This window comes from Paracoccus thiocyanatus (genome assembly GCF_900156255.1).
GTDB lineage: Bacteria > Pseudomonadota > Alphaproteobacteria > Rhodobacterales > Rhodobacteraceae > Paracoccus > Paracoccus thiocyanatus.
On record NZ_FTMK01000010.1, the window covers coordinates 101615 to 113222 of the forward strand.

At 65.3% G+C, this 11608-nt stretch carries 8 protein-coding genes and 1 pseudogene; 1 reads left to right on the forward strand and 8 read right to left on the reverse strand.

All coding sequences use genetic code 11. The features are described from left to right. Positions 1-18: 18 nt before the first annotated feature. The 7 genes from F3H32_RS09595 to F3H32_RS09625 form a co-directional block, all read right to left on the reverse strand. A complete protein-coding gene (locus F3H32_RS09595) occupies positions 19-999 on the reverse strand; it encodes a 3-hydroxyacyl-CoA dehydrogenase NAD-binding domain-containing protein (protein ID WP_149765659.1) in 981 nt (326 codons plus the stop codon). Positions 1000-1063: 64 nt separating this feature from the next. Next, positions 1064-1771 carry an ABC transporter ATP-binding protein gene (locus tag F3H32_RS09600; protein WP_149765660.1) on the reverse strand — a complete coding sequence of 236 codons (708 nt, stop codon included), beginning with the start codon at positions 1769-1771 and terminating at the stop codon, positions 1064-1066. Further along, positions 1771-2529, reverse strand: a complete 759-nt coding sequence (locus tag F3H32_RS09605; protein ID WP_149765667.1) for an ABC transporter ATP-binding protein — start codon at positions 2527-2529, stop codon at positions 1771-1773. Before F3H32_RS09605 ends, F3H32_RS09600 begins: the two co-directional genes overlap by 1 nt. Next, positions 2513-4429, reverse strand: coding sequence for an ABC transporter permease (locus F3H32_RS09610; protein WP_188128634.1), 1917 nt, complete (start codon positions 4427-4429; stop codon positions 2513-2515). The genes F3H32_RS09605 and F3H32_RS09610 overlap by 17 nt, the downstream gene beginning before the upstream one ends. Positions 4430-4499: 70 nt before the next feature. Then, entirely contained in the window at positions 4500-6629 is a 2130-nt protein-coding gene (locus tag F3H32_RS09615; protein WP_188128635.1) for a hydantoinase/oxoprolinase family protein, read from the reverse strand. A 17-nt stretch (positions 6630-6646) separates the two neighbouring features. Then, complete coding sequence (locus F3H32_RS09620) at positions 6647-8530, reverse strand: hydantoinase B/oxoprolinase family protein (protein ID WP_149765663.1); 1884 nt, start codon at positions 8528-8530, stop codon at positions 6647-6649. Positions 8531-8620: 90 nt separating this feature from the next. Continuing rightward, complete coding sequence (locus tag F3H32_RS09625; protein WP_188128636.1) at positions 8621-9877, reverse strand: ABC transporter substrate-binding protein; 1257 nt, start codon at positions 9875-9877, stop codon at positions 8621-8623. Positions 9878-10190: 313 nt separating this feature from the next. Between F3H32_RS09625 and F3H32_RS09630 the strand changes: the two genes are divergently transcribed. Beyond that, positions 10191-10874 (forward strand): GntR family transcriptional regulator, encoded by a 684-nt coding sequence (locus tag F3H32_RS09630; protein ID WP_149765665.1) that lies wholly within the window; start codon positions 10191-10193, stop codon positions 10872-10874. 59 nt (positions 10875-10933) lie between these two features. Here F3H32_RS09630 and F3H32_RS17710 read toward each other — a convergent pair. Beyond that, positions 10934-11608, reverse strand: a pseudogene (locus F3H32_RS17710) (chloride channel protein); the annotation flags it as partial.

An 11608-nucleotide genomic window follows, 5' to 3' on the forward strand; every position in this document is an offset into this window, starting at 1 on the left:
TCCTGTCTCGATGGGCGCCTAGACAAGCGCGTCCGTTTTCTGAAAGCCCGCCCTTGTCTCGGACAGGGCGCGCAATACCGCGACCAGTTGGGCGTCGCGCTGGCGGCGCAACGTGGCATAGTCGCGCCCGCCGCTTTCATCGGCCAGGCCATCGACCAGCTTCTGGATAGTCCCGGCATCCAGGCTGGGCTGGCCCAGATCCTTCCACCATTCGGCATAGCTTTCGCTGAACTGCTGGCAATAGGCGCGAAGCCCGCCTTCGCCGCCGCCCAGGTTCAGCAGCATATGCGGGCCCATGACCGCCCAACGCAGACCGGGCCCGGCCCAGACCGCCGCGTTCACGTCCCGGACCGAGACGACGCCGCTATCCACCAGGTGGATGGCCTCGCGCCAGATCGCGGCCTGCAAGCGGTTGGCGACATGGCCCATCACCTCGCGATGCAGGGTGATCGTGACCTTGCCGCAGCTTTCGTAAAGCGCCCGCGCGCCGGGCAGCACGTCGGCATCGGTGCGGTCGTTGCCGAACAGTTCGACCAGCGGCACCAGATGCGGCGGGTTGAAGGGGTGGCCGATGATCAGCCGCCCCGGATCGGTCCATCCCGCTTGCAGGTCCGACAGCTTCAACCCCGAAGAGCTTGTCGCCACGATGGCCCCCGGCTTCAACGCCGGCTCCATGGCGCGATAAAGCGCCAGCTTGGCCTCCAGCCGCTCGGGGATGCATTCAAGGACGAAATCCGCCCGCGACACCGCCGCGTCCAGCGTCTCGCAGAATTCGAAACGCGGCTGCGTGCCGGGGGTGGCCAGATCCAGCGCCACCAGTTCGGGATGGACGCTGTCCCAAAAGCCCCTGACCAGGGCTTCGGCATCCGGCCGGCTGTCGAAAACCAGCACCTGCCGGCCGGTGGCCGCGATCAGCGCCGCCCAGCTACACCCGATCAGGCCGCTGCCGACGATGGCGACGACCGGCATTTCCACATTCTCAAACTGGTCCCGAGGCATGGTCGCTCCGCGATGTGTGATATCTGATCATAAATTAATGCCCAACAGGCGCAAGCCCGCCCGTTCACAGGCCAAGATAGGCGCGCCGCACGCGTTCATCGTTCTTCAGTTCCGCCGCGCTGCCGGAAAGCGAGATGCGGCCCAGTTCGATCACATAGGCATCCTCGGCCGCGTCCAGCGCCAGGTTGGCGTTCTGTTCGACCAGCAGCACCCCGCATCTGTCCTGGCGCGCGATGGCGGTGATCGCGCCGATCACTTCGCGCGTGACCAGCGGCGCCAGCCCGATCGAGGGCTCGTCGAACAGGTAGAAGCGCGGGCGCTGCATGATGCCGCGGCCGATCGCGATCATCTGCTGCTGGCCGCCGCTGAAGTTGCGGGCGATGCGGTGGCGGTGCTGCTTGAGCACCGGGAAATAGTGAAAGACCTTGTCCAGGTCCTGCCTGATCCCCGCCGCGTCGCGCCGCAGATGCGCGCCGCTCAGCAGATTGTCCATCACCGACATATAGGGAAACAGCCCCCTGCCCTCGGGGACATGGCAGATGCCGCGCCGCACCAGCGCATCGGGCGATTGATCCAGCACCGTTTCGCCGTCAAAGCGGATGCTGCCGCCCGCCGGCCGCACCAGGCCCGATATGGCCTTGAGCAGGCTGGACTTGCCGGCGCCATTGGCCCCGATCAGCGTGCTGACCTTGCCAGTATCCGCGTTCAGCGACACCTGGTCCAGCGCGATGACGCCGGAATAATCGACCGTCAGGCCCGAAATCTCCAGCATCACGCCACCTCCGTTCCCAGATAGGCCTTGATCGTGGCCGGATCGCGGCTGATTTCCTCGGGGGTGCCCTCGGCCAGAAGCGTGCCATAGCTTAGCACGGTGATGCGGTCGCAGGCCTGCATGATCGCCTTCATGTCGTGTTCGATCAGCAAAAGCGTCAGCCCGTCGGCGCAAAGCCCGCGCAGGATGGTCATGAGCTGCGCCTTTTCGCCGGTGTTCAGCCCGGCCAGCGGCTCGTCCAGCATGACCAGCCGGGGATTGGTGGACAGCGCGATGGCCACGCCCAGGATCTTCTGCGTGCCGCCCGGCAGTTGCGCGGCCTGCACGTCGGCCAGGTCGCGCATGCCGAACCGTTCCAGCAGCGCATCGGCGCTCCGGCCGTGGCGCGCCTCTTCCGACCGGGCCGATCGCAGGTGCAGCATCCGCGCCAGGGCGCTGCTTTCGATATGGTTGCGGCTGGCGATCACCAGGTTCTCGCGCACCGTCAGCCGGGCATAATTGCTGGTGTTCTGGAAGGTCCGCGCCAGGCCCAGCCGCGATATCCGATGCGGCGGCAAGCCGGTGACGTCGCGCCCGTCCCAGAAGACCTTGCCCTCGTTGGCGGGCAGAAAGCCGGTCACCAGGTTGAAGAAGGTGGTCTTTCCCGATCCGTTCGGCCCGATCAGCCCATGGATGGTGCCGGCCGATATCTCGAACGAGACGTGGTCCAGGGCCATAAGCCGTCCGAACCGGCGGGTCAGGTCATGCACGCGTAGCATCGCGATCCCTCCTGTCGCTGATGGGCCGCCATTTGCGGAGCGGGCGGCGCGCCAGGCAGCGCGACACCAACCCTTCCAGTCCCGCCGGAATGAACAGGACCGTGAAGATGATCGTCAGACCCCAGAACAGCGGGATTAGCTGGTTGGCGTCGATCAGCAGTTCCTCGATCAGGGTCAGCACCAGCAGGCCCAGGATCGGACCCCAGAAGCTGCGGTTGCCGCCGATCACCACCGCGGCGATGATCTTGAACATGAACTGCGTGGTAAAGTCGGTGGGGGCCACGAAGCCGTTATAGCCCGCGAAAAGCGATCCCGCGCAGCCGGCAAAGAACGCCCCCAGCGCAAAGGCCAGGATCTTCAGCGAAAAGGCATCCAGGCCGATCGCGCCCGACAGGTTCTCGTTTTCCGACATGGCGCGGATGGTCCGGCCGGTGCGGCTGATGTCGAAAAGATAAAGCAGGCAGCCGCTGACGACGCAGACCACCAACGCCAGGTAGAAATAATTGGTGGTGTCCATGAAGCTCAGCCCGAACAGGTCCTCGGGCGGCGACAGGAAGGGGATGCCCTCGATGCCGCCGAACACGCCGCGGAACTGGATGAAGCATTGCCGGATCGCCTCGCCCGCCGCAAAGGTGCTGAGAAAGAAATAGAACTGCCGCGTCCGCATCACCGGGACGGCGATCGCGACCGCAACCACCGCCGCGACCAGCCCAGAAAGCGGCAGGATCGCCCAGAAGGACAGGCCCAGCCGGCTTTGCAGCATGCCGGTGGCATAGGCGCCGATGGCCAGCATGGTGATATGGGCAAAGGACCAGCCGCCCATGGTGATCACGGTGCGATAGCTGATCACCAGGATCAGGTTGATCAGGAACAGGATGCCCACGCCGATGTAATAGGGCGAAGCCAGCAGCGGATAGCCCGCCAGCAGCGCCGCGCCGGCCAGCGCCAGCACCCCGGCCATGGCGCGCGACGGCCGCACCTGGCCGGCATCGTCGGCGGCGACCTGGCCCTGATCCAGCGGCGGGGCCTCGCGCCCCAGCAGCCCGCGCGGGAAAAACGCCAGCACCACCAGCATGATCACCGTGTCGATGATGACGACATATTGGCCATAGCCCAGCGTGGTGGCGATGCTGTCGATCAGCCCGAACAGCAGCGCCGCGACGATGGCGCCCGGAATGCTGCCCAGGCCGCCGACGATGACCACGATAAAGGCTTTCCAGATCGCCTCCAGGCCCATATAGGGGCTGACATTGATCACGCTGCCCATCAGCACGCCCGACACCGCCGCCATGGCGGCGCCGATGGCCATGGTCATCAGCCCGACCCGGCGCAGGTCGATGCCTTGCAGCAGGGCGGCGTCGCGGTTTTGCGACGCGGCGCGCACGGCCCGGCCGCTGCGGGTGCGGTAAAGAAAGTAGTAAAGCGCCACCATCATCGCCACCGCGCCCAGGATCACGACCAGGCGCTGATAGGTCAGCGTGCCGCCGCCGATCTGGATCTGGCCCGGCACCATCACCGGCAGGCTTTTCGACACCACGCCGAAGCACAGCACCGCCACCGCCTGCAAGACATAGGACAGCCCCAGCGAGGCGATGAACCCGCCGAAGACGTTGTCGCTGGTCGGCTCGAAGATCAGCCGCTCGACCAGCATGCCCAGCACCGCGACGGCAAGCGGCCCGGCGACCAGCGCGATCAGGAAGACCAGCCACAGCGGCACGCCCGGCATGGCCGCAAGCAGCAACCACAGCGCATAGCCGCCCAGCATGAAGAATTCGCCATGGGCGAAGTTCACCACCTTCATCACGCCGAAGATCAGCGCAAGGCCCACGGCAAACAGCCCGTAAAAGGCGCTGAGCGAAAGGAAGTTGATCACGATCTGCATGACATTGATGTCGAGCATGGCCGCCTCGCTGTCCTGGAATGCGCAACTGGCTGCCCGCCCCGGCCGCGCGGCCGGGACGGGCGACGGATCAGACGGCCGGGGCCAGGGCGCGCTTGCGCGCCTTGACGCCGGCGTCGCGGTTGCTGACATCCACGTCCATGACGAAATAGCCATGCTTGCGGGTGTCGAGCACGGCAAAGGGCGGCACGACGATGGTCGTGTCGGGCAGCACCACCAGCGCCGGTCCGGGCACGGTCATGCCGTATTGCAGTTTCTCGCCGTCATAGACCGGGGTGTCGACCATCTCGCCGCCGCCGAAATAGGCCTTGCTGGTGCTGAGCATGGCCTGGATCGGGGTGGCTTCGCCGGTCTTGTCATGTTCGGGCAGCACGATGCGCGGCCGCTGAAAGGTGGCCATGTTGCGCCACATCAGGAATTCGACATCCGACGCCGGGTCATTCGTCTTGTAGCGCGCCAGATAGGCCGCATGGAACGCCGCGGTGATCTCTTCCAGGATCGCCGGGGTGATCTTGCCGCCGTCCAGGGTGATCGGGATTTCCAGCTCGGTGGTCTGCATCGGATAGCGGGCCGAGACGAACAGCTCGAACTTCTGGTCCTGCGGCTTGATGCCCATCCGGGTCAGGAAATCCGCGCCCTTGCCGGTGATGCCGGCGATGGCCTGGTTGACGCCCTCGAAGTCGAAATCCCCGGTATCGCTGTATTTCGACACCACCTCGCTCATTGCGATGGCGGCGTTGTTGGCGCCAAAGGCGCATAGCACCGAGGTTTCCCGCGGGATGACGATCTTCTTGATGCCCATCTCGCGCGCCAGGAATGCGACCGGCACCGCCGTCGCGCCGCCGCCTGTGACCAGGGCGAACTCGCGCGGATCGACGCCGCGGCGGATCGTCATGTCCAGGATGCCGCCCAGCATGTTCTCGTTCACGACCTGGGTGATGCCAAGCGCCGCATCCTCGACGCTGATGCCCAGCGGGTCTGCGATATGGTCCTTGACCGCCTTGACCGCCAGGTCGCGGTCGATCTGCATGCGGCCGTTCAGGAAATGCGCCGGGCTGATATAGCCCAGCACGACATAGGCATCCGTGACCGTGGGTTCGGTGCCGCCGCGCATGTAGCAGGCCGGGCCGGGAACCGCCTCGGCGCTGCGCGGCCCCACCTTGATCAGCCCCTTGTCGATGGTCGCGATCGAGCCGCCGCCGGCGCCCAGCGTCGCGATCTCGATCGAGGCGACGCCCGTCGGATAGCTCAGGATGCGGCCGTCCTTGGTCGTGGTGATCTGGCCCTCCAGGACGGTCGAGACGTCAAAGCTGGTCCCGCCCATGTCCACGGTGATGCAATTGGGGATGCCTTCGATCTCGCTGAAGTAATAGCCCGCCTCCGGGGCCATGGACGGGCCCGAGAACAGCATGAAGACCGGCTTCTTCGCCACTTCCGAGATGGGCACCACGCCGCCGTTCGACACCACGATCAGCGTCTCGCCGCGAAAGCCGCGCTCTTCCAGCTTGCCTTGCAGGTTGCGCAGATAGCGCGAGACCTTGGGTTGCAGCATGGCATTCAGCACCACGCAGCTCGTGCGGTAATATTCGCGGATGATCGGCTGGATGTCCGAGCTGATGCAGTAATCGACGCCCGGCCATTCCTCTTCGATGATCTCGGCGATGCGCCGTTCATGGGCATCGTTGACGATGGACCACATGGTGCAGACGGCGATGGCCTCGACGCCCCATTCGCGAAGCTGGCGGATTTCGGCCCGGACCTCGTCCTCGTCCAGCGGGACCAGGACATTGCCCTGCGCATCGATGCGCTCGGTCACTTCGCGGCACAGATAGGGCCGGATCAGCGGCTTGGGCGCCTCCATCTTGTAGTTGAACATCGTCTGGCGCCGGCCTTCGCCGCGCCACAGGATGTATTTGGTGCCCCGCGTGCAGATCAGCCCGGTCTTGGCGCCGCTCATCTCCAGGATGGTGTTGGTCGCGGTGGTCGAGCCGTGGCAGAACACCGCCGTCTGCGACAGCAATTCGCCCAGCGACAGGCCAAGGCTTTCGGCCGCCAGGCCCATGGCGTTCAGGATGCCGACCGAGCGGTCCTCGGGCGTGGTCGGCGACTTGTGGCTGCCAAGCTGGGTGAAGGTTTCGGATTCGGCGATGGTCAGGTCGGTAAAGGTGCCGCCGACATCGACGCTGATGCGGTATTTCATGGTCATGTCCTTTCGTCTCAGGCCGCGGCGGCCATCTTGGCGCGCAGGTCGGCCGTCGCGGCCTGATCCACCGCGAAGAGTTCGGGTTCGGTGTCCAGCACCACGCCATAGACATCGCGTGCCGCATCCAGCGAGATGAAGCCGTCGCGGGCATCGTCGCGCACCTTTTCGGGATCGCGGTCCAGCGGATTGCCGAAGCCGCCGCCGCCGCCGGTCTTGGCATACCAGTGCTGGTCGCGGCGGCAGATCGTTTCGCCCATGTTCTCAAGGCGCGCTTCGATTTCCTGCGTTGCGCCGTCGAGCAGCCAGTGATCGGCGACCGTGCCGCCATCCCCGCCATACAGCCCGAAGGCAGGCCAGGTATGGCCGACGCCGCAATAGATCAGCTGCATATCGTGGTCGATCGGCTGCAAGCGATGCGACATGGCGATGCCGCCGCGCCACTTGCCGGCGCCGCCCGAATCCGCCTCGGCCTTCACTTCCCAGATGATGCGAGGCAGCGACTGTTCGTGGATCTCCAGCGATTCGTAGCCCATGTTGCCCATGATGCAATGCCCGAACATATGCGGCAGGCCGTCGAAGCCCTCGGTCGCGCCGGCGGCGCTGGCGGCCAGATAGTGCAGGTGGCCATAGGGCTGGTCGTTCTTGCGCGGGTCGACGCCGGCGCCGGTATGGTTGGCGGCCGGATGTTCGCCCATGCCGGCCAGCGCCCGTTCCGGCAGCACCTTGGCCCAGGTCTTGAAGACCAGGTTCGTCACCTCGTCGTTCAGGCCGACGGTGGCGACCTCGGTGCCGACCGGCCAGCGCGGGATGCCGGCCAGCGCGCCCTCGCGCTGCTTGACGCGGATGCGGTCCAGCGCGCCGCTGTTATAGGGCAGGTCCGGCGACAGGATCGGCAGCGTGCCCTGGATCGCCGAACAGCGGCAGGTCGCATAGGACAGGTTGTAGCTGAAGTCGATCTGGTCGGGCATTTCCGAATAATCGAAGTCGATATAGCCCTCGTCCGGGTCGATGGTCAGCGTCATCTTGAACTCCAGCGGCTCGTCGATATAGCCCTTGAAGCATTCGGTCTTCAGCGTCTCGGTGACGGTGATCTTGGGCAGCTTGCTGATTTCCTCGCGCATGGCGCGTTCGCCATAGCGCAGCGCTTCGGTCAGGCAGCCCTTGAAGGTGTCGTAGCCAAAGCGCTTGCACAGGTCGATGATGCGCGATTCCGCCACCCAAAGCGACGAAAGCTGCGCCAGGAAATCCCCGTGCCATTGCTGCGGATAGCGAAAGTTGTAGGCGATGAACCGCACCAGGTCGGTGATCGGCTTGTGGTCGCGGCACAGCCGGACGCCGGGAAAGTGGAAGCCTTCCTCGTAGATGTCCTTGGCAAAGGGGTCCATGCTGGTCGGAAGATGCGCGCCGATATCCAGCAGGTGGCATTTCGAACAGGCCCAGGCGACGATCTTGCCCTCATAGAAGATCGGCGCGAACATGGTGAAATCGCCGACATGGCTGTTGCCGGCATAAGAGGCGTTGTTCAGGAAGACATCGCCTTCCTTGATGTCGTCGCCAAAGGCCCGGATGATAAAGCGCAGCGGCGGGCTCATGGTGCCGACATGCACCGGGATGCAGTCCACCATCGACAGGATCGAGGCGCCATAGGTATCCAGCAGGCAGCAGGTGAAATCCTTGGCGCCATGCAGGATCGGGTTGCGGGCGGTGGCCAGGATGGTCTCGGTCATCTCGGTCATGATGCCCTCGACGCGGGCATGCACGACCGAGAAGGTCACCGGGTCCACCTGCTCCAGCCCGGTATCAAGCGCGCCGGGCAGGCCGGCGATTTCCTCGGGCCGGATCGGTTCGGCGAAAAGTTCCGTCTTGTAGGGCGGAATGAGAATGTCATCTCTGGCCATCGAAGCCTCCGTCAGTTGGTTAAGGGGGTCCCGCCGGCGCAGCCCGCAGGGGGTTGCGCCCTTATCGTCGCGATGCTGCGGCGGTCGCGGTTACACTTCGGTCATCTGGTAGTTCTTCAGCACCGGCAGCGCGGCGTCCTTGTGCTGGTTCCACCAGTCATGGTCGTCCACGACGCCCGACAGCGCCAGGCCGCCGTCCTGGATGACGTATTTCGGCGTCGGCGTCAGCAGATGGTGGTTCACCCCGAAGATATCGGCGCCCGACCAGGCCGACTTGCCATAGATCGGATGGTCGATCTGGCCCATGCCGTAAAGCGTTTCCATCACGTCCTGGGGACTGGCCGAGGGGCTTTGCGCAAAGGCCGCATCCAGCGTCGCCATGGCCGAATAGGTCAGCCCGGCAAAGCCGATCCATTCCCCGGCGCCATGCTTTTCGACATAGCTTTTGTACATGCCATGAGCCTTGGCCGAAAAGGTCGGCTCCATCGCGTCCACGCCGAAGCCGCCATAGACCCGGCCGTCCAGCGCCGCCAGATCGACCCGCTGGGCGATCTGCGGCAAGTCCCAGGAATGCGACATCCAGACGCCGTCGAATTTCAGCGATTGCGCGGTCTCAAGCAGGATGGCCTGCTTGCCGGGCGGCAGGTCGGAATAGAAGATCGCGTCGGGCCGGGTCTTCATCACCGCACCCAGCAAGGGGAAGTAATCGGTGGTGTTGGGGTCGAACAGTTCGTTATAGACGATCTCGACCTTGCCCTGCGCGACAAAGGGCGCGCAGCCCGCGTCGGTATAGGCACGCCCGGCCAGGCCAAAGGAATTGTCGGTGAACATCAGCGCCACGCGCTTGATCTCCGGGTGCCGCTCTAGCACATGCGAGACCAATCCCAGAAAGGCGGTGGGCGAGCCGGTGATCCCGCCCATCAGATAGGGGAAATCCGCGCTCATGAACCCGCCGCCATAGGAATTGGTCAGCACGCCGTTCTGCGTCGCAAGCCGGGCGATGGCCTTGCGCGATGCCGGCGTATAGGTCTGGAACATGTATTTGCAGCCGTCCTGCAAGATGGCGTTGCGAAAGGCCGACATTTCCTCGTTGGGAAAGAAGCAGCCATTGGTATAGGCCATGTAATCGATCATGTGCCGCTCGCCATCGCCGCACAGGATGCCGCCCTGGGCGTTGTGCTCGTCGGCCCAGATCTGCCCGGCGCGGGTGATGGGGATGCCCCATTGGGCGCATTCGCCCTCCAGCGGCGTCACCATGCCCATGCGGATGCGCTCGGGCTCTGCGGCCAGGCCCCGCGATGCGATCAGCGACGGCGCAGACAGCCCGCCCGCCGCAATCGCGGCCATTCTCATGAAATTGCGTCTGGTCGTGCCAGGTCCGGCGATCTTCGTCATCGAATTTCCCCTGTTGAAGTTGGCTCTTCCGGCTCGCCACGCTTTCCGCGCGGTCGTTGTTTCATGAAGCCTAGGCGCGAGTCGCCGCGCCTGTCAACAAATATGATATCTGATCAGAAATTTTATGCTTGGCCGGCGCCTGGTGCTTGCGCATCCTGATATTTGATCATCTATAGTCCAGCAGGTATTGACGGAAAAACGCTTTCGAAAAGACGGGCGGCCATGCAGCATCGCCGCGGGCGCCCCCCAGGATAAGGAGAACGGAGTGACTAGGCATGCCAACACCTTGCCTGCGTTCGAGCCGCGGCAGGCGATCTCGGACCCGGACCATGTCTATGGAGAGCTGAAGAAATGCTTCATGATCGGCGAGTTCGAACCCGGCCAGCGGCTGACGCTGCCCGAACTGGCCCAGGCTTTCGGCACCAGCCAGATGCCCGTGCGCGAGGCGACCAGCCGCCTGGTGGTGGCCCGCGCCATCGAGGCCCTGCCCCGCCGCTCGCTGCGGGTGCCCGAAGCCACGGTCGAGCGGCTGGACGCGCTCTTGCCGCTGCGCCTGCATCTTGAGGGCGAGGCGACGCGGCTTGCGGCCCTGCATGCGCGCGACGGCATCGCCGCCGACCTGCGCCGCATCGACGACGAGATGCGCGAAATCGTCCCGACCCAGGACACCAAGACCTATCTGCGGCTGAACCAAGAGTTCCATTTTACCATCTACAACCAAAGCGGCAACGCCGATCTGGTGGACCTGATCGAGCTGTTGTGGATGCGCTATGCGCCGCTGATGAACATCGTGCGCAGCGGCGTGCTGTCCAAGACCGGCCAGTTCCGCCATGCCGAAATCATCGACGCCCTGGCCCGGCGCGACGCCCCGGCGGCCGCCGTGGCGATGTGCGGCGACCTGGCCGAGGCCGGAGAGGCGATCCGCGCCGCGATCTCTGCCCGCGGCTGATCGCGCCCCGCCGGGCAGCCCGCCGCGGCCCGGCGGGTCCGGGTCGCGGCGGCGTTCCCCTACTCCGTCGCGCCGATGATGTCGCGTCTTTGCTTGTCGAGTTCCTCGCTGTATCGGCGCAGGGTATGGGCCTCGGTCAGCATGCCCAGGACGCGGCGCTCGATGCGGTCGCTGACCACGGCCAGCGCCTCGGAGCGGCTGGATTCGAACAGGCTGGCGGCCTGGCGGGCGTTCATCCCCGGCAGCAGGATGTCGGATTGCTGGCAGAAGAAATCCGCAAGCTGCGCCTTGGGCTGGGCGGCATTGGCATCGGCATGGATCTCGGGGACATGGATCAGCGCCGCATAGCCGCCATTCTCGTCGGTGACGATCACCCGCTGGGTCGAACCCAGCGGAAAGGCCGCCCGGAACTCGGCCGGGGTCATGCTGGCCGGCGCACAGCGCAGGTCGCGCCGCATCAGCCGGCCCACGGTCAGGTTGCGGATCCAGCCCACGTCATGGGCGCTGCGGATCGTCTCGCCCCGCAGATGGAAGCGCCAGGTCGAGAAGGAATAGCCGAAGCTCTGCCGCACCACCAGCGACGAGGTCATCGCCGCCGCCAGCACCAGCACGGCGATGGGGAACTCGCCCGTCACCTCCAGCGCCAGGAAGGTCATCGCCAGCGGCCCGCCGATCACCGCGGTGCCGAATGCGCTCATGCCGATCACCGCCAGCGCCGGCGCCGACAGCATGCC

Coding starts and splice junctions, on each gene's coding strand:
- F3H32_RS09615 (WP_188128635.1), bottom strand. CDS start 6,629: ATGAAATACCGCATCAGCGTCGATGTCGGCGGCACCTTTACCGACCTG.
- F3H32_RS09595 (WP_149765659.1), bottom strand. CDS start 999: ATGCCTCGGGACCAGTTTGAGAATGTGGAAATGCCGGTCGTCGCCATC.
- F3H32_RS09610 (WP_188128634.1), bottom strand. CDS start 4,429: ATGCTCGACATCAATGTCATGCAGATCGTGATCAACTTCCTTTCGCTC.
- F3H32_RS09605 (WP_149765667.1), bottom strand. CDS start 2,529: ATGCTACGCGTGCATGACCTGACCCGCCGGTTCGGACGGCTTATGGCC.
- F3H32_RS09620 (WP_149765663.1), bottom strand. CDS start 8,530: ATGGCCAGAGATGACATTCTCATTCCGCCCTACAAGACGGAACTTTTC.
- F3H32_RS09600 (WP_149765660.1), bottom strand. CDS start 1,771: ATGCTGGAGATTTCGGGCCTGACGGTCGATTATTCCGGCGTCATCGCG.
- F3H32_RS09625 (WP_188128636.1), bottom strand. CDS start 9,877: ATGGCCGCGATTGCGGCGGGCGGGCTGTCTGCGCCGTCGCTGATCGCA.